Raw genomic sequence first — 23,041 nt, forward strand, 5'->3', positions numbered from 1 at the left:
GTTCTCCTCAGGCCGGAACCGACGCGTTGCTGTGACTGACCCGCCAGTGGGCGTTCTCGCTGTGCTGGCTCTCGCCGTGCAGCTCCGCCAGCCGGGTGATGAACTCGTCGACGAACACCCGCATGTCGGCGCCGACTTCCTTGTTGCGGGTGATCAGGCGGTTGTAGCCAAACAGCGCCGGGATCGCGACGAACAGGCCCATGGCGGTGGCCAGCAAGGCCGCGGCCATGCCCGGGGCGATGGCGTTGATGTTGACGTCACCGGCCATGGCGGTGCCGAGGAACACCACCATGATCCCCAGCACCGTGCCCAACAGACCGATGTAGGGGCCGCCGGCGATGGCGTTGGACAGGGTCGAGAGCTTGGCGCTCAGCTGCTGGTTTTCCCGGGTGCGCACGCCGTCCATGGAGCAGCGGATGGCCTCGATGGTGGCCGCCGACACCGACGAGGTATCAGCGCCCTGCTCGCGGCGGGTGCGGATCTCCTTTACCGCCACCAGGTACAGGCGCCACAGCGAAGAGTGCTCCAGGCGGCTAGCCAGGACCTGGTCGTCGGCGAACATTTCCAGGCGGGTGCCGACCTTGGCGAACTGCTCGCGGAACAGCGAATTGGCGGCGCTGACCCGGCTGACCATGCGGTTCTTGCGCAGCATGATCACCCAGGACTGGATCATCATTCCCACCAGCACCAGGATGATCACCCAGGCATCCACCGGCACCGCCTTGAGCAGGAAACCCAGACTGCCGAAACCGAAGCCCGACTGCTCTTCATCCACGCCATAGGCCACCAGCTTCGACTCGGCACCCTGGGCGCTGGCATCGGCCAGGATCAGCGCCGCCGGACGCGCCACCTTGGACAGGCGCAGCTCATCCAGGGCCCCGGTGAACGGCAGGAAGTGGCTGGCCTCGGCCCCAGCGGCTGCGGGCAAGTCGGCACCGATGGCCAACGGCGAATTGAAGGTGGGAATGGCCTGGGCCAGGCTCGCGGTTTCGCGGCCATTGACGTACAGCGCGAGTCGGCTGCCCTCGCCGCTCAGGGCCAGGTGCTGCCATTGCCCCGGGTTCAGCGGCTGGGTGGAGGTGGCGCGCTGGCCGTCCACTTCCACGAAGGGCATGCCCTGGTTGATGCCAACCAGCAGGCTGCCGGCGCCTTCGCGACGGGCCAGCAGCAGCTGTTCGCCACTGGCCTGGTCCAGGCGTACCCAGGCGCTGAAGGTAAAAGCGCCGCCGGCGTTGTGCTGCAACGACGGGCTGGCCGGCAGCAACAGCGGCTGGCCGCTGAACTGCAAGGCGCGGCCGATGACCCCGTCAATGCTGGCGCCGGTGGCGTTCTGCGCGGTGTTGCCGTAGGCGGTGGTGTCCTTGGCCGGGGTGCCGTTGCTGCCGTCAAAGTGATAGATCGCGGTGTAGCTGGGGTCGAAGGTCAGCTGGCCATTGGCGGTGCTCGGGGCCTTCTGGTTGCCGTAGTACATCCAGATGTCCTGACGCTGGCCGCCTTCGACCTTGGGCACATCGACCCAGATCAGCGCCATGCCCATCAGCGGGTCGAAGCTTTCGATCTGGTGGTTGAGCAGGGTCTTGTCATCGGCGGCGACAAAGCGCAGGTCGGCGCCGTCTTCCTTGACCCCGTCGAAGGTGAAGTTGCCGGTGTGCAGGCGCACCAGCAGCGCGGTGCGGCCCAGGGCTTCATTGATGGCGGCGCCCTGCGGGGTGGTGTCCACCGAGATCTGCTTGCGGTAATGCCAGTCGTCCTGCCACCAGGCATGGGCCGTGGCCGGGAGCACGAAGCCCAGGCAGATCAACAGGCTCAGGAATAAGCGTTGCATGTGAAGGGTCTCCGTAAAGTCAGAACGTCGCTTGCACACTGAAGTGCAGGCGCGGGTCGTATTTCTGGGTGTTGGGGCCATCCTTGAGCGGGTAGCCCCAGTCGAGGCTGCCGGACAGCCACTTGCTCAAACTGGCGCGGGTGCCCAGGCCGACGCTGGCCAGGCTGTACTGGTCCTCCTGCTCGGGCAGCGGCTCGTGCAGGGACAGGTGCGCGCCTTCGGCAAAGGCGTAGAAACGCCACTCCTGCACGTAGCTGCCGAGGAACTTGGCCAGGGATGGCGTGCGCAGCTCCTGGGAGAACAGATAGCCCTCATCCCCGGTGCGCTCGGCGGCCAGATAGCCGCGCACCGAGGTGGCGCCGCCGGCCGAATACTGCTCGTTGGACACCAGGGGCCCCGAGGCCAGCTGGAAGGCGGTCTTGGACGCCGACTGCCAATCGTTGGCGAAGGTGTAGGTGAAATTCAGGTCGCCCTTGAGCACCGAGAAACTGGCGCTGGCCTCGTCGCGTTTGTAGTGGAACTCCTGGGCGTCGCTGCCGTAGCCGAAGAAGCGCCGGGTGCCGATGATCAGGTTCAGGCCCAGGCCCAGCTGGGATTTTTCGCTGTAGCGATAGCCGTTGTAGCCGAAGGTCATGGGGGCGTACTTCAGCGGAATCTGGTCGCTGCTGCGGCCAAAGCGCATCTCTTCCTCGAAGTCCTTGAAATCCACCCCCACCGACAGCGAGTTGGCCCAGCTACCCGCGGCGGGCAAGGTGTAGATCGCCGACACCCCGTAGGAGTGGCCCTTGCCCAGCACGTTGCTGCCACCGATGGTGGCGATGTTGCTGTCGGACTGGTAACCGGAGAACTGCAGGGCCCAGCGATCGCTCAGCGGCGCGGTGTAGGAGCCGGACCAGACCTTGGCGTTGTCGGTGTCCTGGGGCGCGGTGAAATAGGTCAGGGAAATGCTGTGGCCCAGTTGCCAGAGGTTGTCGTAGCCGACATTGACCACACTGCGCAGCTTCTCGGTGTCGGCGCTGTAGTCGTTGTTCAGGCCGACACTGGCGTGCCAGGGGTTCTGGTCTTCCACTTGCAGGTCCACGTCCATGGTCCCCGGGCGCTGGCCTTCGCGCACCAACGGCATGACCTGGCGCCCGGCGCCGCGGTTGAGCCCGGCTAGCTGGGTCTGCACCGTGGCAAAGTCAGGCACCTCGCCTTCTTTCAGCGCCGGCACCTGATCGCGGATCTCCACCGGCGAGTAATGCTTGGCGCCCACCACCCGCACCCGACCGACCTTGGTTTCACTGACCTGCAGGTAGACGATGCCGTCGTCGACCTTCTGCTCCGGCAGCTCGACGAACACCGACTGGTAGCCGCGTTCCTGATAGACCTTCTGCAGCGCATCCCGAGCGCCTTCGATATCGGCCAGGGCCTTCTGCGGCCCGAGGAACGGGTACACCGCCTCCTCGATGGCCCGGGCATCGAGCACGGTATTGCCGCGCACGAAGTATTCATTGACGTCCACCAACCGCGCCGCAGCCGTGGCCTCGACCGGGACCGCCTCGCCCTCCTCGGCCTGCACCGCCGGCGCCAGTGCCGCCAGCGTCAACCAGCCACACAACGGCCACCAGCGCCCGCCACTGCCGGGTCGCCCTGATTTGCCCAGATGCTCCACACCGCCCCCTAGAAGTCTGAAAATTGGCGCGCACACGCGCAATGCCGTCGCCGTCTGCACAGCGTTTGGCCGATTCAATTGCTGGTGATCGAGGTGTTTTCGTGGCGGGCCAGCCAGGTGTGCAGCAGCGCGAAGTTCAGCGAGAACTCGGGCATTTGCAGCAAGGCACCGCAGAACACCTCACCGATGATTTTCTGGATCAACTGTACCGCCCGCGGGTTGTTCAACAGCGTGGCGATGTCGCGACTCAGGACACTGAAGCTCCAGACCTTCTGGTTCAGATCGAGACCGACGAACCAACGGAACAACAGGTTGTAACTGAGCTGTTCATACAGCTGCTGTTCACTGGGCACCGAATACAGCAACTGCAGCAACAGAATGTGCATCACCGTACGCGGCGCGATCAGCATGCCGGGCTCGGCATTGAGACCCTGGAGCAGATCGCGGTGCTGATCCAGCAACTCATCGATCTGCGGACGCAGCAGCACCAGCGAATGCCCCGGCGGGATATAGCTGGCCACCTCCTTCAAGGCGCCCTGCCAATCATCCTGGGACACGATCCAGACCCACGGCGCGCCGTAGCGATAGACCGACACCGGCTTCTTGCGCGCCGCCTCGACAATCTTCGACAGCCGTTGATCCAGCTCCTGCATGCCCACTTTCGAGTAGCGTTCCATAGTCCCCATAGCCTCACTCCCGGCGTCCCGCCTCGGCTTAAAAAAGTGGCCTTGCGGCCCCCTCAAGCGCGTTACATACCCAAGACGTGCGTGGCCATGTGCTACCGAACTTTTGTCATAAAAGCTTCATTCACAAGAGGAACGCGCGAACGTTGTAGGAGCCGGCTTGCCGGCGAAGACAGCCGCCAGTGCAGCGCTGGGCTGTCGTTATTCCGCGCACGACCAGACCGCCCTCTTCGCCGGCAAGCCGGCTCCTACGAGAGGGAATTGTTGTGCTGGAGAAGGCTTAAAAATGCACCGCCCGGACGGGCGCGCCGTTAGCCGTGGCTCTGGCTTTGGCTCTGGCTTTTGATCTTCAAGCCCCTTCCCAGCCGGCCGAGCGTAGGCGTTGCGTAGGGGGCAGCTCGGCAAGGATGCCGAGCTAGCCGCCACCCGGCCATGGATGGCCGGTTGGCGGCGGGCCACCGGAGCAATGCCGGAGAGAGGGAACCCCGAGCCCCAGCGAGGGGCCCATGGAGGGGCAAGCCCTTTTGGTTCCTTTTGTGGCGTTTGACAAAAGGGACTCGCCGTAAGGGCGAAACCGCCAGCCGCCGCACCCGCAGCAACGGATATGTACCCCAACCACCCAGAAAAACTGGCCGGCTCTCAGGCCGCCAAGTCCCCCTCCGCAATCCTACAAAACTTGCAGACGCGTCTGACTTGTCCCCCCAAGACCCACCGTCCATAGTCCCCACTCGCCCCAATGGCGACCGGGTTTGGCGACCTGGAAATCAACCAACAGGCAGTCACGCTTGCAGCGCTAGCCGTCGAACATTTATGGTCACGGCTGCCTTCTATGGTGGCTGTGCGCGGGAGACCTTCATGGTCTGCCGGTTTTCTGTTGGTTAATCCGGTTCGCCAACCTGCGTACAGCTGCCACCCTTTCGTTTGGCGACGATCTGAGCAGCTCCCTTAACCAACAGCGGAGTGATCCTCATGAACCAACGATTTATTCCCATCACCGGCATCGACTGCCTGATTCCCTGCCTGTTTATCGACAAGACCGCCCCCTTGGACGTGCTGCACGCCAACGGCGCCGCACGTTTGCTGGCGGTCACTCAACTGCTGGAAAGCCTTTCCCGCGCAGAACTGAAGAATGCTGACGACACCGATCTGCAACATGTATCTAACGTTGCTGCGATTCTGCTGCGCGACAGTTGCGATCTGTTGGGAGTGATGGGCTGGCGCCTTCAAGCCTGACGCCTGGGCGCTCCGCGCTGCTTGGTAGCGCGGAGCATTTCAAATGGGGCCTTGGACTTTTTAGGGGGGAAAAGTCTTTTAAAAGTGGCTGCAATCGGCCAAAAGCGGTCACTCACAGACCGAAAGGTCTACCATTATAAAATGACGTAATATCCGGAGCAGGATGTGTCATTTGAAATGAATGGCTCTCAAATAAATGGCGCCGGTTTTTTGGTGCTTTCAACAAGCCATCTTCAGACTTCTGCCCATGATCTCTACTCTTTATTTACCGCGCAAGATATCCAGCAATGACGTGGCCTACACTGAAGATGAGCTTCTAGTTACGTCAAATTATGTCGTTGTTCTGGCCGAACCGGGTGGTGGAAAAACTGAGTTAATGCGCAGTTTGGCCCGGAAGCTGGGCACTTCTAGCGTTACTGCGAACAAATTCAAACGTATAGGCACAGACTCTGATAACTCTCCGCTCGTGATCGATGCATTTGATGAGTTGGCCAAAATCGATCAAACAGGTATTCACGACCTCCTGGCTAATGCGAGTAAAGCTAAGCCAACGCACGTGATCATCTCGAGCCGCTCCAGCGAGTGGGGAACTGCATCGACGAGAGCATTCGAAGAGTACTTCGGATGCTCTCCGCTCTTAGTGAGGCTGGTCGAGTTTGAAGAAGAAGAACAGCAGGAAATTTTTCATCACCATGTACAGGGTGAGGACTTCGCAACATTCCAAGCGGAAGTCACTCGATTCGATTTAGAAGCACTACTACCCAATCCCCAGTTCTTAAAGATGTTCGCAGACGCTTACATCGAAAGCGGCAGACATTTCACAGACAAAAGAAGCATTTTTTCTCAAGCGGTCGAGCATCTAGCAAAGGAGGCTAATGACACCGTGGCGAAGACCGGCCATACCCTTTCGATCGCGCGAAAGGTTGACTTGTCGTCTGAGGTATTCGCCAAGCTCTTGCTTTCAGGTGCAGATGGTATAGGAACGAGCGAAGCGACAGCAGACCGAATTTATCCACTACTAGCGTCACTGTTCGAAAACACCACCGTAGCTGAAGGCATCCTCGCGACTAGACTTTTCAAGCCTGGAGACAGCGCAGATCAGCATCGACCGGTTCACAAGATCGTTGCCGAATACTGCGCTGCGGACTACCTTGCCAAGCGAATAGCTGATCCAACGGATCATCTAACGACTCATAAATGCCTACCCATAATTGCTCCAAACGCCACTGTACGGGACGAACTACGAGGTCTGCTGGGTTGGTTGGCCGCGGTAGGCAACAAGTCTATTCAGGAATCAGCAATCGAACTTGATCCCTACGCGGTACTAGCGAACGGTGATCCTTCTCAACTTGAACAGTCCTCAAAGCGCCTGCTCATAAGGCGTTTAAAAGATGTGGAAACGAGAGATCCGTATTTCCGGCGGGGAGATTCTTGGCGCAGGTTCAGTGCTGTAGGTTTCTTCACCCAAGACGTAATGAGTGAAATCAAGCCTCTCCTTAATTTTGGAAACGATGGGCACTTACGTGATCTGATACTCGAGCTTTTGGCGGGATCACCCGCGATTGCGCATTTGACAGATGAATTACGTCAGCTCGTATTGGGTGAAAGCCAGAGTGAACATACTCGATTGTTGGCCAGCAGGTGCCTACTCGATCTGATCGGGTATGACCATCGCGCTGATGTAGCGGTTCTGGTTGCTGAGGCTAGCGATACTTCGCTTAAGATTGTAGCGAACTTAATAAAAACCATAGGCCCTGAAGAATTTGATATTTCTTTCCTGTCTAGTTTTTTTTACGCATGCACGAAACTATATCCTGCCTCTGAAGAGCATTTAGAGCGATCAGTTGGTGCGCGCTATTTTATTAGAAAATTTGTGGGCAGCTTAAGTTTAAAACTTATCAAGCCTCTACTAGATGAATTATCTATAGGCGTGAAATGCGTATGCGGAAAGGAACGTTACGCTTGCTACTGTCGAGATGGCATATGCAAGATAATTGGATTAGTTCTAGATAGATATTTTGAGTTATCGTCCGCGCCCTATGATCCTGAGCAAGTTTGGCAATGGCTCGAAAATTTAAATTTCCATCATCAACAAACAGCGAGTCATAGCACTTCTGTCAAAGTACTTCAAAACGACGATAATCTGCGCCAAGGGATTATGGCTCACGTTTTCGGAGCGATTACTGACAGAGATAAAATTTTCAAGATCAAAATAGAAAAATTTGAATTTCATACTCATTCAGGCCTACAATTCCAATATAAAGATTACGACTTTATAGTAGATCTTGCATTTGAACTCGAAAATCCAGCACTTTGGGCGAATTTTATCGCCACACATCAACGTTATCGCTGCAAAACAGAGTTAGGATCGAACCACTTAAGAAGACGCATGCGTGAGCAGGCTTTAGAAAAACCTCAATTCATGGTTGAATGGGTACGCTCTAACAGAGCGTACTCGCAATTGGCAAAAAGCAGTCGGCTGCCGCGCTTGAATCGCAGAGCGAAACGCCATCAACGGCAGAGAAATGACAGGCGTGCATCGAGTATTCAGTATTACCAAACCAATCGAGCGCTAATTGAAAGTGGCTGCGATTGGCAAAGCCTTGTCCACTTTGCAGAATTGGTTCTTATGAATCCCAATCGGATTGATGAGCGAGTTGGTGACGCGCCGTTAGTTCGTACTGCCCTCAGAAACTGTATAAATTTTATCGCGTCGAGAATCCCCGATTTATCAGAGCTCGCACAGTTACAGTGTTCAGGTAAAATATTGTACGCAGAAATGGTTCTACTGGCAGCTTGCCTAGAGATCATGCGTGCAGATGGTAGTTTGGAAGACGTTGATTTGCGGTTGTTAATCGCGCTACGGACCAGTATTGATCGATCCTACAGTTCAGTTATCGAGGAAGAACGTAATGCGCTAAAGTCTGAACTTGATCGTCTTATTTTTGCAGATTCATCGAGTCCTGAGCGCTATCTCCGTCAGTATCTAGAGCCTCAGTTGGCGCAGAAAGGCTGCAGTCGCCCGGATATTTGGCTTTTACGTGGTGACGAGATTTTCAGCCATCTACGGGCGGAACTTTCAATAGAGTGGCTTGAGCGCTTCTCTGAGTTAGACATTGGCACTTTAGAAACGCTATTTGAGACTGCGGCTCAGTTTGGTGATCGTAGTGATCTTCAAAAGATAATCGCAGAGCGCTGCGCAAATATAATATCCGACTGGCCCGAGCCAACAGATGATGAATATATAGAGGGAAAACGCACCTTCTGGCTCGTTCGAGAGTTTTATTTTATAAAAGACATCTGCGGCACGCATTGGAATTGGCTCAAATCTGATAAGGACATGGTTTTTTCACTAAATATTCGTTCCGGACGCTTCAATCACGGCGAAAATTCTTATTGGCCAATACTTACGGCAACTAAAGTGGAAGCTATTCTCGACGCTTTTATCGATAAATGGCCAAAAGTTCATCTGCCGAGCCACTGGGGAACGGAGAGTCCTCGCGAGGAAGTCGCATATCGTTTTTTGACCGATATAGTCTGGTTAATAAACTCGGATGATACTGGTGAGGCCGTCCTTGTCTTAAATCGTCTTTTAAGCGATACGCGCTTTATAGACATCCACAACGACTTTAAGAGCTTATTAGCTACTAAACTCAGACAGCAATCGCTGAGAGATTTTGAGCCGCCTTCTCCTCAAGACGTCATCGCGCTACTGGATCGCGACACTGTTGTGAACGTCGAGGGCTTGCGCAAACTCGTCCTCCAAGAATTTCAAGATTTTCAGAAAGCTATAGACGGTGGAGAGTTCAATCCAGCTGACCGCTTTTACAATGGTGGTAAGCGTTTGGGCGAAATCAAGGCCACCGAGGTTATTGCTGAGCGTCTAAGTCTCAGACTCGAAGCACAAGGCATCGTGATAACGTCTGAGCATCAGATGAAAAGTGAAAACCGGACTGATTTCACTGCGACCAAGATCATTGGTGGCAAAAGGAGGTTGCTTGTTGTCGAAGTAAAAGGTCAGTGGCATAAAGAACTATACACAGCCGCATCTGCGCAATTGTATGACCGATATTCCATCCATCCCGACGCAGAGCAACAGGGAATTTATCTTGTGATCTGGTTCGGCGGCGATGAACTGGTCGCAAACAAAAAAAATACAACCTTAAACTCCGCTTCGGAACTGAAGACCAGCATCGAAGAGACGCTCCCGCCTGAGCTAGTTGGGCTAATTGATGTGTTCGTTTTGGACGTTTCCGAGTCCTAAAATTGAGTCTGGAACGCAGAGACGAAGACTATATGCAACAGGCCCAGAAGATTCGAAAAAACAGCACTCTGAGTCGTCCAGGTTTTTTATACGCTTGGTGCAGTGACAACGCCCGCTAATGGCCGGTAGCGTGCGTTTCCAAACGTCCGCTTATGGCCAGTTCCTACCCTTCGTGAAGTGCCGCTTTGGGAGACTCTGTACGAAAACCCGGAACTCCAATCATGGCCCCTCGTTGGCTCAGTTTTTGTAGAGCCCCTACTCCTCTACAAGAAGGAACTCTGCAATTGCAAAGCGTTACGAGTTCTCGGATGAGACCTGGTACATGGTTGCCGATCTCTTCAAACCCCAAAGTGGGCCATGCACGCGCCCGTAGCGCAGGTCGACGACCACTGTCTTGATGCGCATGTTCGTGGAATCTGTCCTCGCCAGTGGCCCATTCCTACCCTGCCGGCCCCATCTCGACCGCTACACAACGCCCTTTAGTTCGCACCTTCTCCACCAATCGCGCTCTGTTGACGAACACATTGATTTCGCAACTGCCTGAGTGCTGCACGTCTTCCCAGTATTCTGCGTGCACAAGTTGCCCGTTCTGCGGCCCCGTGTAAGTACCCGCGGCTTCACGTGAAACATAGCTACTGTCACGTACATATCTGAGCACGACCATATCTTCCTCCGGCGCCACCATGATCTGCCTTGGCACGCCGAAGAAGTCGATCAGTTCGCCCACCGGGCGATCTTTCCAGGCACTGCTGGCCGACAATGATGCGCAGCCACTGAGCAAGGTGGCGAGCAGGGCCAACATAAACAATCGGTTCATAAGGTCTTCTCCCTGAAGGCCAGGTTACTTGGCAGGCATCTGCGCGAACCCTTCATCTATCTTCTGCATGATGGCCGCCTTGGCTGCCTCGCGGTTCAATATCTCGAAGAACTGCGGCCCTGCCTTGCTCATTTGCGACGCGGACATCACACCCAAGTGCTCCATCTTCTTGGCCTGGCGTTCAGTCGGCTTACAGACAAAGTCACGGCTTTGTGCCAGCCAGGCGTCAGGTTTGCTCTGCCACTGGCTGGAATACTTCACATTGCGAAACTCATTGAACACGCTGCGGAAATCCGCCGCACCCATGATGCGCACGCGGTTCTTCGCACAATCGATTTCGACATCGTAAGAGGTGAAGTTGGGTTTACCGGGCTCTTCGTAAAGTTGATAGACACCCAATGATTTCGCGCCACCTGGACGATTGATGATGTGAGTGGGGTCGCCGTCTGCGATGAACACCTGATTCTTGCCCAAGGCACCCTGGTAGTGAACGACCCAGAAGTCGCCCTTCAGCACTTCGCTCGCTTGGGCAGCGAGGGCACTGCACAGTAATGCGGCAGGCAAGAGATGCCTTGTAAAAGCGATCATGGGGCCGGTCCTTTGCCGTTATTTTTGAAGGCAATAGCTTGGCACCCTGGACATGTAGCAAAGGGCTATCTAGCACATCCGTCCTATGCCTTTGACGAAAACAGCGGTCGCACGCCCCCCATGGAGCAAGCCAGCGGAACCCTCGCTGCGCCGCCAGGTGGGCCATGGCGTTGGCCCTGGTGGCCGAGGAACGTCCGCAAGTGGCCGCGAGCATTTTCGCGGACAAAAACAAGCGAAGTGCAATCTGCCAGACCGTCTTACTTTTTTAAATTCCACCCTATACATGTTCCAGGTACTCCAAGAGAACCTCTCCGCCGATGTAAGGGCCGTCATCACTGCAATCCATTGCCGGCTCGTCAAAATCAATCCATACACAGGTAATAATCCTGTCTTTTCCAGCCATAGTTCGTTGAGTGCTAGAGAGCTCCACTTCACCACCCAAGGCTTCCTTCACATATTCTGGGGGTAACGAAACCACTCCAACCCCGCCATTCGGCCACCACACGTGGGGCTTAACTTTTACCCTGTCACCGTCATTGAATTTCATTTATTTACTGACCCGTTCTCAAACCGCCAAGCCCCATAATGCAATCCTACAAAACTTACAGACGCATCTGACTTGTCCCTTCCGGGACCCAACGCCCATAGTCTCTCTCGGTTCGCCAACTCGCGTTTCGAGCGCATCTCGCGCACCGAAAAATGCTGACGACACCAACCGGCAGCACATCACCCAGGTCGCTGAAATGACTCTGCGCGACGGTCGCAGCTTGCTGGAGGAATAGCCCAAATAGCCCCCTCGCAAGGTGGAACCATTAAGTCTCAGGCTGTCGACAAACCGCAGTTGTTAAAAAACACAACCAGAGTAGCATTGGCTCGAAGACAGGGAAGCCTATGGACATTCTCACGCCGTCACGTTTTGCCGAGGCTGCGATCTTGTATCCGAACGACAAGGCCGGGCTTGATCGTTGCCTGCGGATTTTGAGGATGGCACGCCCAAAAGGATTCGCAGGCCTGCAAAAGCTTTTCGGTACGCAAGGGATCGACTTGTTCAAACCGAGAGCCGCAGCGAACTGGGTCGTGATCGACGTAGGCGGCAACAATCTCAGGGTGATCGGCGGCGTCAACTACACCCGACAGAAGTTTTACGTCAAACACATCTACACACATGCCGACTACGACCTTGCCAACGCCTGGTATGCAAGAAACCAAGGGGTAAAACGATGAGCACAGCCCGAAACGAACTTCAAACCGTGATCGCAACGCTTGGCGAACTGCACGCGGTACTGGAGCGCCTGCGTGGTGAGTTTGTGCACGGCATCAAGACCCCCGCCGACTATGAGCGTGCGACCGACCTGCTCGATGAACTCACTGACGGACGCGAGCTGAGAAAGGTCGAAGAGGAAATTCTTGTCGAACTCGAGAATGAAATTCTGGCCTACCAGCGCCACTCCGAGGAGTTTCGGGAATCGAACGCTGCATTTGAGGCAACCTGCTCCCCCGTGCAGTTGATCAAGGATCTGATGGAAACGCTCGGGCTCACGGGCTCTGACCTCCCTGAAATTGGCGATAAAACAGCGGTGTCCAAGGTACTCAATGGAGATCGCCCCATCAGTCACAAGATGGCATACGCGCTGGCAGAGCGATTTTCGATGGAGCCTAGTGCTTTCGTCTCGGCCGCCTCGGTAAAGGCCGCTCCTCTCGAAAGCGTTCGTCCCAAGGCTAAACAAACTTCAGCTTCTTACCGCACTAGCAACATCTCCCGGAACTTACTCCCAGTGAAAGGTGACGACGTAGGTGAATCCAAACGGGTAGCGTCCAAGAGCCGCAGACACTTGGGTAAAGCTCCGACCAAGGGATAGCGCGTTTCCATCCTGCCGTTCTGAGTTCCGTAGGCTAACGCCATATCGCCCTACCCCAACTGCAAAAAGAACCGACCAATCCCCGCGCCTGTCCTCTCTGAAAAGTCCTCATCCAGAAACAGATACCCCATGCCATCCGAAAGCACGCCTTTGTGCTCAGGCAGCGCTCTATCCAGATCGCCCCCATAAATGGAAAGCCTTCTGCGCCCTGCCCCCGCTAAAACAGGCGACTGTAACCAAGCGTCCACGCCATCCAACTTCGAGGCCAGGTTCTCATCATCATCGGCGTCGCAGTTCACCTCCAGCCGCACCGTCCCGCAATCTGAAATCGGCTGAGCTGCCTCATCCCGCTCGGAACCGGCGCGCACATAGCCCATGACAACCGCTTGCGAGCGTCCCTGGACGGCACGCAACTTTCGATAGTGGCCGACCTCGCCCGGCAAGTACGGCACAAAAACCGAAACCCAATAATTCCTGTCGAGCAAGGCCTCTGAAAACCAACGTCCAGGAAAGGCCATCAGATGTGTCAGCGGCACTCCATCAGGCGAACAGGGCCAGGCCAGATCCGTGGGCAGGCAGGCCCCGCCACCAGCATATGCATCATCTTTTGCTGGCGCTTCACCGGTAAATATCAGCTCATCAAACATCCGTATCTTTCCAATCAGTCATGGGTTGCAGCGTTCGTGAACAGTCTCTGGCCAATACTTGGGTCAAGACTTCACCCCTACACCGCACGTCCACAATCCACCATCAGTTCTTCCAGAAAGGGCCGCAACTGCTCCTCCTCCATCAACCCCAACAATTGCCCGGCAGCCTCCCGCAGCGACTGCCACTGCCCATGCTCGAAGATCCCCCGATCGCCACAATGAAAGGCCGCCTCGGACAACCCATTGCATTGCTCCCAGAGGCTTTGCACTCCAGCCCGAACCTCATCCGGCAAAGCGCTCGCGCAGGTTGCCAGCAGCGCCTGCAACGGCAACATCGCCATGGACCAGACCTCACAGGCGGCGCAATCAGGGATGCTGGCCTGCTGAGCGTCGGCATCCAATGCCAGGAAGCCTAGGGCATCGATCGCCTCGCCCACCGCCAGCACCCGCTTGTACTCATGCTGCCCGTACCATTCCCAGACAGTGGTGGAGAACCCCATGTTCAAACTCCAACATTCATCCAGGCGAATATACCGGCATCAAAGTCTTTGCGCGCATCAAGCGCACTCGCACCTTGTATCGCGCCGCAATCTCTGAAATCTTCTGCCCCCTTGATCACGATGCCAATCCCCATGAACCCGCACCTCGCCCATCTTGTTTCCGACTACCAAGCCAGCATCCGCACGGCTGTCGAACTGATGCAGCAATCCGCCATTCCCCTCCCTGTCAGCAACGCCGATTGGGTGGGAACCGATATCCCGCAACAAGGAGAGCTGGCAGGCGGCATCCGTTACTTCAAGCACGGCTATGGCTGCGCCGTTCACCTGCCAACGGCAACGGTGAGCTTTGACTTTGGTGAGCAGGGCGAAATCGACGGCGTAACCCTATCGAGGCTGGCCGGCTTTGCCGAGAACAGGCTCGTGGAATACGGTTTTACGGATGAGGATGAACTAAAGCAGTGCTTCGACCATGAAGTGGCAGCAGGCTCGCTGGTGTATTCGGGCTATATCCTCTTCTACGTCGCAACCGTTAAACCCCAAGCGCGCACGCTCGAAGATAACGACAGTCTTTCACCACCCGAATAACCCGGAAGCCCATCATGAAGTTCACCTCAGCCGGCCAAATCATCGACCCACGAACCGTTGGCTATCGCAGCCTGGGCTTCGGCGAGACACCCACGATCCCGGTAACACCCTATGAACTACGCATCCACCACGGCGATCTGCCGCAACGCTTTCTTGAATGCGCGGACACCTTTGCCGCCGAATGCAAAACCGACGACATCGACCAGGGTTTTGTCGACATCCCGGAACTTGCAGAGCTGGGCTACCCAAGCTTCAGGACGCTGTTGAAGGAGCATCCCGATCTGGCAGCGCGCCTGGTCCAGGACTACCTGTACTTCGAGTTGTTCTTTTCGCTGTTCCCGCATTCCAGCGGCCTTAAAGTCGTTATCAACAGCCTCACCCGCGTCTGCTCCAAAGAAGGCGTCATCCTGCTGACGGGCGAGACCTACGCAGCCAGAAACTCATGAAAATGCCCTGGCGTCAGGATCGAGCCCGGGAATCAGGCCAATGATGTCAAACAACGAATCACTATCGAGTGTGGTCCGGGCCTTCTCCCTGGCGGCTTGATGCGCGTTCAGGGCAATGGAATAGCCCACCGCCTCAAACAGTGGAATATCCGACACCGAGTCACCAATGTGAAAAACCTGCGACAGGTCCACCCCTAGCGACTGGCACATTGAACCCACGAATACCGGCTTGTCGTACTCGGTGAAATGCGCTTCAACCTCTCCGGTGAAAACGCCCATGGGGTCGGTTTTCAGTACCGGCCCGCTAGAGCCGATAAACCCGTAGCGCTGGGCAAAATAGTCACCCACACACTGCCAGGCCAGGGTGCAGATCACCGAGGGGATGCCATGGGCTGCAAGCCAATCGGTGGTTTTCCTGATATCGCGTATGACTGGAATATCATTGAGCATGCGGGCGATGTCGGCCTGGCCAAAGCCCCGGTAATACAAGCCATCGACCCGGGCCACTTCGATATTACTGACCTCGCCCGCCTGGTAGCCGTCCTCCAGCGTGCGCATGACATCGCCATGGCCGATTTTTTGCGCCAGATGCAGGCCGGTGCTGCTCCGGGCCAAGGTCCCATCCAGATCAAAACAGGCAAGCTTCCAGGTCAAGGGTTGTGACTCCTTTCAAACAGGGTTGTGGTGTTGCAGAACAACACCCAACTCTATCGACAGCGATGGCCCTGAAGATAGAGTCTGAACAAGGCCTACGCTTCGAGACCAAGGCTCGGTTATCAGCCGCAACACAGGCAACCGCTGATCAGCGGTTGATCGGGGTCGTTTTCAAGAAACGCGACCTTGACCTCCACGCCGGGTCGCAGCGGTGTCACTTCACAGCGCCAGTTGGCAGTGCCGGCTAGCCAACAACTGCTCTTGTCGTCAAACCGACCTTCGCGGTCCCAGGGAAACTTGACCTTGACCCTTTCGACACGCCGATCAGGCGGGTTCGCCTGGTCTTCCAGGGCGATGACCAGCGCCGTCTGGTTGCCCGGCGCCAGAGGTTTCTCATGAGCCAAAGGCGGGCGATAGCAAAGGTCCAACGCAAGCGCGGTGAAACGGTTGCGATACCCCTGACGCAGTTGATCCTGGTTGTCAGTGCTGACATTGGCGACGCTCTGCCCCGAAACCTGTGCTTGCTTGCCTTCATGGATGACCTGAGTCAGTAGCCACAGTTCGCCACTCCGGCCCGAGGTTTCCAGTACATGACCACTGAGCAACCCGCTCTGCTCCCCTTGCCCGTCAACCGCGCGCTGCTGCAGGGCTCGCAGGCTTGTCTGCTTGTGGTGACGGGTCGGTAACTCGTTGGCGGGCCTGGCGCGCTCTGGTGCAAAAGCCGTGGCTTGCCCAATCGGCGGAAAAGCCGCCCGGTTATCGCCAAAGACCAGCACATGGCCTTGAGCGTTATGTTGGAAGTGGAAGTGAATGCCCTCTTCCTCGCACAAGCGCTGAATAAAGTGCAAGTCCGTTTCATCGTACTGGGTACAACAGTCACGCTCGGGATAGCTCGACGCCAGCTCGAACCTGTAGGCGTCGCCGAGGATTCCATGCTCTTCGAGGATCAAGGCGACGATGCTCGGCACCGAGAACTGTTGATAGATCCGCTGATTGATGCGGTGGCGCAAGTAAGACAGGTGCGGTACCAGGGCCAGATTGTAGTGCGTCAAACCCTGAGCGTTACTGCCTTGAGCCATGTGATAGATGCGTCCATGAACGCCGTTGCCCTTCATGTCGAAAGCCAGAAAAGCCTCCCTGTCGAAGAGGCTTTGCAGGTCCAGATCCGGCCGCTCGCACACACACTCCACATTGAAGAAATAAGGCTTGCTGATCGCCTCTTCTCCAGTAAATGCGAGCACTTGAAAGTCGTGCTCAAAACCGTCGATGGTCAAACTGAAGTGCGTTTGATTGGCTGGGCTGAACATCCACTGTGCTCCTCTTGCATCAGGTGTTGAATGGACGCAGGCGCATACCGCCCTGCGGAAAGAAACGGATTCCGCAAGGCGAGTACATTTCACCGAATGTTTTAAACAATGAGCCCGCACTCACCACAACGACGTGTATGAAGCAGCAGGCGAAAGGTCAAACCCGATCAGATACTGCTCTTGACCTTGGTCCAGACCCGCGTGCGGATACGTTCCAGTTTCAATGGCAGCGGCTCAAGCGGAACCAGTGTCGCGACAGTTGCCTTGTCTGGATAAATCCACGGATTATCGCGCAACTTCTGCTGGACAAACTCAGTGGCATCTTTATTGGCATTAGGATACAGCGTGTGATTTGACGTCTTGGCAATCACTTCCGGCCGCATCATGTAGTTGATAAACGCCAGGCCTTCCTTTGGGTGGGGGGCGTCTTTTAGCAGCACCAAATTCTCCGACCAGACCAACGCGCCTTCGCGAGGCAGGCTGTAGTTGATCGTGCGTCCGGTATTGGCACTCTCGTTGGCAGCCTGCGCCGCCAGGGCGCCATTAGCCCAACCCACAACAACACAAATGTTGCCGCCCGCCAGGTCCGTATCGATTTTCGACGAGTCGAAATAAACGATATAAGGCCGGATCTTCAACAGCAGTTCCTGGGCTTTCTGGTAATCATCCGGGTTCTTGCTATTGCTGGGGAGCCCCAAGTAATTCAAGGCAATCGAGATGATCTCGCTGGGCGAGTCGAGCATCGCCACGCCACAGGACTGTAGCTTGCTGATGTTCTCTTCCTTGAAGATCAAGTCCCAACTATTGACCGGCGCATTATCACCCAGTGCCGCTTTGACTTTATCAACGTCATAGCCAATGCCGGTGGTGCCCCACAAGTAGGGCACAGCGTAACGATTGCCAGGGTCATTGACCGCAAGTTGGGCGAGGATGTCAGGATCGACGTGGGACAGGTTACTCAGCTGGGCAGGGTCCAACGGCTGCAGCACGCCCGCCTTGATCAGGCTGGGCAACACATTGGAGGTTGCCACCACCACGTCATAGCCCGTGCGCCCGGCCATGACCTTGCTCTGCATGATCTCGGCGCTGTCGAAGGCATCCATGTGAATCCGGGTGCCCGTGGCCTGTTCAAACTCTTTTGGGGTCTCCGGCGCGAGCAGCCCGAACCAGTTGTACAGGTACATCCCAGGCTCTACCGCCACCGCGGATGTACTGATCCCGGCACAGAGCAGCGCGACCGAAAAAACGGTTCGCAAAGGTAATTTTCTCATGCAACATCCTTGTCTAGACGACGTGCCCTCATGGCTGTCGTAAACCCTGAAGGCGAATATACCGAGCCTTGATCAATAGTAAATACCTACGATTACTTACCCTTGACCCACAAATCCCTAACCCTAAAGGGGTAGAAAATGCCACTCGACCTGCATAGCCTGGCTTGGCACCGCTCGATTGGAAAACTGATCATGCAGTTGAACCGCCCAGACTTCTGGAGCTCGCTTATTCGCACACTCAATGAATATGTGCAGATCGATAACTGGGTAGTCCTGATCTTCAGCAATCAACAGGTGCAAGTGGTCAGCCTTCCCGAAGTAGCCGATGTGGAAGAGGTGGATGCGTTCATTCATCTCTATGTAAAGGGGCTTTATCTGCTCGACCCGTTTTATATCGCCAATCGAGAAAAACCGCAGAGCGGTTTCTTTCACTTGCTGGATATTGCACCGGAGTACTTTCTGGAAACCGAGTACTACCACAAGTACTTTGCGCAATATATTTCTGTCGATGAAGTCCAGTACAACATCCAGCTCGATGCCGACAGAACCCTGTGCATCTCCATTGGCAGCGGCGTCCACTTCAATCAGGAACAAATTACGATGCTCGACCTGATCAAGCCATGGGTCACTGCCTTGATGCATCAGCGCATGTGCTTTGAGACGGATGTAGAGAAAAACCTCAGCGCCCCGCCTCAATGGCCCGAAACGGTCAGCCAGCTTGGCACGCAAATAACAACCCGCGAAAGCGATGTACTCAGGCTGTTGCTCAGTGGTTTTTCCAACAAGGAGATCGCTGGCAAACTTTCACTCTCGGCAGAAACGATAAAGGTTCATCGTCGCAACATTTACGCCAAGCTGAACATCAAGTCCCAATCCGAACTCTTCGCTCGATTCTTCATGCCCAAACAGGACGTTCTCTCTTGACGCTATCGACCTCGATGACGATCCTTCCCGGGAAGCCGTAAACAAACCACTGCTTTGCCTGGATGCCTCACGAACCGCGCATCCAATCAGCAACACCCTCCAAGCCCCTCTCAACACGGATGTCGAACACCCCATGTTTAAAGCCATTCTCTTCGGCCTGCTCTCCTGCGTCCTGGTGCTGCCTGTGTTCGGGCTGGCCATTTCACAGTTTCTCCCTCCTGCGTTCGTTGCCCTTGGCGAACCGGGTTGGAGACAACAGCACGATCAACTGGTCAGCATCAACACCGTTCAGTGGCTGACGGTGCTTGGCTGGACCGTCACGGCGGGCGTTGGGGGATTTGTCAGCACCCGGACCCAGGCGACCCGCACCTTGCGTCCTGCCATCTGGGTCGGGGTCATCATCCTGCTGGTCTGGGGCATTCCCGTGGGGATCTTCTCCTTAAGCCAAATAAGCTGGGTGCATCTCACCTGCTGCCTGGCCATCATGCCGGCGGTGCTAGCGGGAGGTGCGCTGGCGCGCAGAAAAGCTGAATCATTTGTCTGAACATCAACAGTGAACAGGTAGCCCTTCGATGGATATCCAATTTCGCGGTAACGCAATGCCTGGCAACCCCGCTGCCGGCACCTGCGATGAGTACAGCCTGAGCGGCATATCCAGCCTGGACGAGCTGATCGACGCCTACCGCCAGATCGCCGACAACCACCCAGGCTTCAGGCCCCTGCTCTCGCTGGATGACCTGCCCCAGGCCCGCTACACCTCCGGCCATGCACGCAACAACCTGGGGCTGGACGATGCCTCGGAACAGGACATCGTCCAGTTACCTGCAGAGTGCTTCGAACAGGGCGAATACCTGGGCTATCCCACCACCAAAGCCGAGTTCCCGATCTGCTTGCGCAACTTCACCGATCTGGTGGCCGGTAGCTCGTTCGAAGACGCGTGCGCCCACGGACTGACCCTTGACCAGCCCGCCCTGCAGGAATGGATGGACTATCAGGACAACCCGGTTTCACTGCTCGACCAGCCCCTCTCGGCACTCCTGGTTCCGGTCGAGCATGCTTGCCAGGCCCTGGCTGCCTTTCCCAACGGCTATTTCAGTTGCGACCTGGGCCCTGCGCAGAACTTCGCGGTGGCCCGCCATTTCGCCCAGGCCCACGGTTATGAATTGATGGGGGTGGGCGCGTCTTACCTCGGTTTCCTGCGTGCAGTGCCTGCCGACCTGAGCGTCGCCAACGCAGTGGCGAGCGATTTTTGTGCGCTCTACAACACCCCTGAGGAGAACAAGCAAACGGTGATTTCAGCAGTCGTCCAGGCGATCCGCGAGCGGACACACCTGTGGCTGCGTTACGTGGAATGACGCTCGGAGAAAGGGCACTGCCAGCAAGAAGAACTCCTCCAGCGGTTGCAGCACATCCCCGGCTGAGTTTTTTTTCCGAGGCTATTTCTGCATGCAGCGCAGTGCCGGTGAGCCGAACCAGAACACAGCCCGGCCGGCCGCTTGGGCATGGCAGGATGGTCAGCGTCAGCCCATCCTTTTGACTTATTTCTGCGGGCATTGACGCTCCGTTGTCGCCTATCAGAAGCACGATCTTACTTAAGCAAACACTTAAAACTCAGAGGCTGGTTTTAGTCAGTACTTTTTTGTCATAGAGATTTTTTAGCTAAGGAAGGATCCAGGTATGTCAGACATGTGCGGTATATGCGGTCGAAAACTGGGCCTCAAAGACGATCCGCTTTCGGTCGATTGTGGCGGTGACTGCTGGGGTTGCATTGGCCCCATTGAGGCTGATCTTGGAAATGCCGAATCGTCAGTCAAGGTGAAGGAAGAATTTGACACGGGTGTGCGCCCAGGCAGATCCGAGACACGTTTCAATTCATAATTGACGCCGACGTGCGCTCAACGACCGCAAGCGCACAACCCTGGCATGCCCCCCTTTATGCCGGCTTGCCTTTATCAACCGGCAATGACGCAAACATCTCAGCGCGGCACACCTCAAGAATCTCATCCGCCAGCGCTGAATCATCCGGGCAGGCACGCGACAACATAATCGCACCGACCGCTCGCGACAGCAGGTCGATCATTTTCCGTCGGCCCTCCCCCGGAGCGGCATTCGGCCTGGTCGGGTATTTGTCCCCCAGGGTTTGCAGGGTGTGCTCGACCCCTTCGGCAAACGTCGCTTTCACATCCTCCGATTGGCGCGCCGCATCGCCACACAACGCGGCCATGGTGCAACCGCTGCCACGTCCGTCGCGATGTTCTCTGCTCACATAGACGTCGATGAAGCCAGGAACATCCAGCGCTTGCGCGCCCGCCAGCGACTTGGCAAGGCTGCAGGCCGAGGCTTCGGCCATGAGGTCGGCCTTCGAGCCGAAATGCTTGTAGAAACCTCCGTGGGTGAAACCGGCCGCCGCCATCAGATCCGACACACCGACACCGTCGAAGCCGCGCTCACGGAACAATTCAGAGGCCGTTTCAACGATGTGCTCTCGATTGGCCTGCGCCTGGGCCTTGCTCACTCTCACGTGCAATACCTCATGTTCATTGGGAAATCATGGGCCCAATCATACATAGATGTCGACCATAATCAAAACCGTTGACAGTTTAGATTTCGATCATCATCCTAATTGCACGCACCACCGACCTCCACCACCAGGCACGGAAGAGACACCAGATGACCGATCAGAATCTGTTCACTCCTTACACCCTTGGCACCCTCGCGCTGTCGAACCGCATCGTCCTCGCGCCACTGACCCGCAACCGCGCGGGCGAAGGCTTTGTTCCAAGCGAATTCGCGGCCACCTATTACAGCCAACGCGCTAGCGCAGGCTTGCTGATCAGCGAAGCCACGCAGATTTCCCAACAGGGCCAGGGCTATCAGGACACCCCCGGGATCTACACCCAGGCGCAGATTGATGGCTGGCGCACGGTGACCGACGCGGTGCATGCCAAGGGCGGCAAGATCTTTGTGCAACTGTGGCATGTCGGCCGCGTATCCCACGTTGATCTGCAAGAAAACGGCGCCGCCCCCGTGGCTCCTTCCGCGCTGCGCGCGGCCACCAAGGTGTTCGTCAATAACCGCTTTGAGGACGTCTCCGAGCCCCGCGCGCTGGACATCAGCGAACTGCCGGGGATCGTCGCCGATTTCCGCCAGGCCGCGGCAAACGCCATTGCCGCCGGCTTCGACGGCGTGGAAATTCACGGCGCGAACGGCTACTTGCTGGATCAGTTCCTCAAGGACAGCGCCAACGTGCGCACCGATGCTTACGGCGGCTCGATTGAAAACCGTGCGCGGCTGTTGCTCGAAGTCAGCGCAGCCGTGGTCAATGAAATCGGCGCGGCTCGCACCGGGGTGCGCTTGTCACCGGTGTCGCCGGCCAACGGTGTTTCCAGCAGCGACCCGCAGGCGCAATTCGATTACGTCGTCGATCAGCTCGACGCCCTCGGCGTGGTTTACCTGCACATGGTCGAAGGCGCTACCGGTGGCCCGCGCGACGTGGCGCCATTGGATTTCGCCGCCCTGCGCCAGCGCTTCAAAAACACCTACATCGCCAACAACGGCTATGACCTGGAGCTGGCGACCTCGCGGCTCGCCGAAGACCAGGCCGATCTGATCGCCTTCGGTCGCCCGTTCATTGGCAACCCGGATCTGGTGGAGCGCCTGCAAAGCGGCGCGCCGCTGTCCGCCTTCAATCCCGCCACCCTCTACGGCGGCGGTGCGGCGGGCTACATCGACTACCCAACGCTGGTTGAAGCAAGCGCCAGCGCAAGCTGAGCAGTCCGATTCA

General features: G+C 56.6%; 22 protein-coding genes. 10 read left to right on the top strand and 12 right to left on the bottom strand.

The window, feature by feature from the left end; all coding sequences use genetic code 11:
- Nucleotides 1-7: 7 nt before the first annotated feature.
- From P7C00_RS17555 to P7C00_RS17565, 3 genes are all read right to left on the bottom strand, one after another.
- Nucleotides 8-1,825 carry a DUF2341 domain-containing protein gene (locus tag P7C00_RS17555; RefSeq protein WP_404936964.1) on the bottom strand — a complete coding sequence of 606 codons (1,818 nt, stop codon included), beginning with the start codon at nucleotides 1,823-1,825 and terminating at the stop codon, nucleotides 8-10.
- A gap of 19 nt (nucleotides 1,826-1,844) precedes the next feature.
- Complete coding sequence (locus P7C00_RS17560; protein ID WP_404936965.1) at nucleotides 1,845-3,479, bottom strand: ShlB/FhaC/HecB family hemolysin secretion/activation protein; 1,635 nt, start codon at nucleotides 3,477-3,479, stop codon at nucleotides 1,845-1,847.
- A gap of 74 nt (nucleotides 3,480-3,553) precedes the next feature.
- Complete coding sequence (locus P7C00_RS17565) at nucleotides 3,554-4,156, bottom strand: transposase (protein ID WP_011061110.1); 603 nt, start codon at nucleotides 4,154-4,156, stop codon at nucleotides 3,554-3,556.
- A 975-nt stretch (nucleotides 4,157-5,131) separates the two neighbouring features.
- Between P7C00_RS17565 and P7C00_RS17570 the strand changes: the two genes are divergently transcribed.
- The gene (locus tag P7C00_RS17570; protein ID WP_404936966.1) at nucleotides 5,132-5,395 is read left to right on the top strand and encodes a short-chain dehydrogenase; all 264 of its coding nucleotides are present in this window, start codon (nucleotides 5,132-5,134) and stop codon (nucleotides 5,393-5,395) included.
- A gap of 247 nt (nucleotides 5,396-5,642) precedes the next feature.
- Entirely contained in the window at nucleotides 5,643-9,659 is a 4,017-nt protein-coding gene (locus tag P7C00_RS17575; protein WP_404936967.1) for a hypothetical protein, read from the top strand.
- 439 nt (nucleotides 9,660-10,098) lie between these two features.
- On the opposite strand, the gene P7C00_RS17580 is transcribed toward P7C00_RS17575, so the two are convergent.
- Both P7C00_RS17580 and P7C00_RS17585 read right to left on the bottom strand, forming a co-directional pair.
- Entirely contained in the window at nucleotides 10,099-10,476 is a 378-nt protein-coding gene (locus P7C00_RS17580; protein ID WP_110653312.1) for a hypothetical protein, read from the bottom strand.
- Between the two features lie 24 nt (nucleotides 10,477-10,500).
- Nucleotides 10,501-11,064 carry a hypothetical protein gene (locus P7C00_RS17585; protein WP_404936968.1) on the bottom strand — a complete coding sequence of 188 codons (564 nt, stop codon included), beginning with the start codon at nucleotides 11,062-11,064 and terminating at the stop codon, nucleotides 10,501-10,503.
- 891 nt (nucleotides 11,065-11,955) lie between these two features.
- On the opposite strand from P7C00_RS17585, the gene P7C00_RS17590 reads away from it, so the two are divergent.
- Both P7C00_RS17590 and P7C00_RS17595 read left to right on the top strand, forming a co-directional pair.
- A complete protein-coding gene (locus P7C00_RS17590; protein ID WP_404936969.1) occupies nucleotides 11,956-12,288 on the top strand; it encodes a type II toxin-antitoxin system HigB family toxin in 333 nt (110 codons plus the stop codon).
- Complete coding sequence (locus P7C00_RS17595) at nucleotides 12,285-12,923, top strand: type II toxin-antitoxin system HigA family antitoxin (RefSeq protein WP_404936970.1); 639 nt, start codon at nucleotides 12,285-12,287, stop codon at nucleotides 12,921-12,923. Before P7C00_RS17590 ends, P7C00_RS17595 begins: the two co-directional genes overlap by 4 nt.
- Nucleotides 12,924-12,973: 50 nt before the next feature.
- On the opposite strand, the gene P7C00_RS17600 is transcribed toward P7C00_RS17595, so the two are convergent.
- From P7C00_RS17600 to P7C00_RS17610, 3 genes are all read right to left on the bottom strand, one after another.
- Entirely contained in the window at nucleotides 12,974-13,570 is a 597-nt protein-coding gene (locus tag P7C00_RS17600) for a hypothetical protein (protein WP_404936971.1), read from the bottom strand.
- Between the two features lie 77 nt (nucleotides 13,571-13,647).
- Nucleotides 13,648-14,070, bottom strand: coding sequence for a hypothetical protein (locus P7C00_RS17605; RefSeq protein ID WP_346634257.1), 423 nt, complete (start codon nucleotides 14,068-14,070; stop codon nucleotides 13,648-13,650).
- Nucleotides 14,071-14,072: 2 nt separating this feature from the next.
- Entirely contained in the window at nucleotides 14,073-14,204 is a 132-nt protein-coding gene (locus P7C00_RS17610) for a hypothetical protein (protein ID WP_350024079.1), read from the bottom strand.
- Here P7C00_RS17610 and P7C00_RS17615 point away from each other — a divergent pair.
- Both P7C00_RS17615 and P7C00_RS17620 read left to right on the top strand, forming a co-directional pair.
- On the top strand, nucleotides 14,203-14,655 hold the full coding sequence (locus tag P7C00_RS17615; RefSeq protein WP_346634255.1) for a DUF6896 domain-containing protein: 453 nt from the start codon (nucleotides 14,203-14,205) through the stop codon (nucleotides 14,653-14,655). The genes P7C00_RS17610 and P7C00_RS17615 overlap by 2 nt on opposite strands.
- A gap of 14 nt (nucleotides 14,656-14,669) precedes the next feature.
- Nucleotides 14,670-15,101 (top strand): hypothetical protein, encoded by a 432-nt coding sequence (locus tag P7C00_RS17620; RefSeq protein ID WP_404936972.1) that lies wholly within the window; start codon nucleotides 14,670-14,672, stop codon nucleotides 15,099-15,101.
- Here P7C00_RS17620 and P7C00_RS17625 read toward each other — a convergent pair.
- From P7C00_RS17625 to P7C00_RS17635, 3 genes are all read right to left on the bottom strand, one after another.
- Nucleotides 15,096-15,755 (bottom strand): HAD family hydrolase, encoded by a 660-nt coding sequence (locus P7C00_RS17625; RefSeq protein ID WP_404936973.1) that lies wholly within the window; start codon nucleotides 15,753-15,755, stop codon nucleotides 15,096-15,098. The two genes, P7C00_RS17620 and P7C00_RS17625, sit on opposite strands and share 6 nt — an antisense overlap.
- A 122-nt stretch (nucleotides 15,756-15,877) precedes the next feature.
- A complete protein-coding gene (gene tssI / locus P7C00_RS17630; protein WP_404936974.1) occupies nucleotides 15,878-17,062 on the bottom strand; it encodes a type VI secretion system tip protein TssI/VgrG in 1,185 nt (394 codons plus the stop codon).
- Nucleotides 17,063-17,229: 167 nt separating this feature from the next.
- Complete coding sequence (locus tag P7C00_RS17635) at nucleotides 17,230-18,333, bottom strand: polyamine ABC transporter substrate-binding protein (protein ID WP_346634251.1); 1,104 nt, start codon at nucleotides 18,331-18,333, stop codon at nucleotides 17,230-17,232.
- Between the two features lie 138 nt (nucleotides 18,334-18,471).
- Between P7C00_RS17635 and P7C00_RS17640 the strand changes: the two genes are divergently transcribed.
- The 3 genes from P7C00_RS17640 to P7C00_RS17650 all read left to right on the top strand — a co-directional run bounded on the left by P7C00_RS17640 (nucleotide 18,472) and on the right by P7C00_RS17650 (nucleotide 20,612).
- Nucleotides 18,472-19,257 carry a response regulator transcription factor gene (locus P7C00_RS17640; RefSeq protein ID WP_404936975.1) on the top strand — a complete coding sequence of 262 codons (786 nt, stop codon included), beginning with the start codon at nucleotides 18,472-18,474 and terminating at the stop codon, nucleotides 19,255-19,257.
- Nucleotides 19,258-19,390: 133 nt separating this feature from the next.
- The gene (locus P7C00_RS17645) at nucleotides 19,391-19,801 is read left to right on the top strand and encodes a hypothetical protein (protein WP_404936976.1); all 411 of its coding nucleotides are present in this window, start codon (nucleotides 19,391-19,393) and stop codon (nucleotides 19,799-19,801) included.
- A gap of 28 nt (nucleotides 19,802-19,829) precedes the next feature.
- Nucleotides 19,830-20,612 carry a hypothetical protein gene (locus tag P7C00_RS17650; RefSeq protein WP_404936977.1) on the top strand — a complete coding sequence of 261 codons (783 nt, stop codon included), beginning with the start codon at nucleotides 19,830-19,832 and terminating at the stop codon, nucleotides 20,610-20,612.
- Between the two features lie 578 nt (nucleotides 20,613-21,190).
- Here P7C00_RS17650 and P7C00_RS17655 read toward each other — a convergent pair.
- Nucleotides 21,191-21,778, bottom strand: coding sequence for a TetR/AcrR family transcriptional regulator (locus P7C00_RS17655; protein WP_404936978.1), 588 nt, complete (start codon nucleotides 21,776-21,778; stop codon nucleotides 21,191-21,193).
- Nucleotides 21,779-21,927: 149 nt separating this feature from the next.
- Between P7C00_RS17655 and P7C00_RS17660 the strand changes: the two genes are divergently transcribed.
- Nucleotides 21,928-23,028, top strand: coding sequence for an alkene reductase (locus P7C00_RS17660; RefSeq protein ID WP_404936979.1), 1,101 nt, complete (start codon nucleotides 21,928-21,930; stop codon nucleotides 23,026-23,028).
- Nucleotides 23,029-23,041 lie beyond the last annotated feature (13 nt).

The sequence above is a fragment of the Pseudomonas sp. JDS08PS003 genome (genome assembly GCF_045013505.1).
GTDB lineage: Bacteria > Pseudomonadota > Gammaproteobacteria > Pseudomonadales > Pseudomonadaceae > Aquipseudomonas > Aquipseudomonas protegens_B.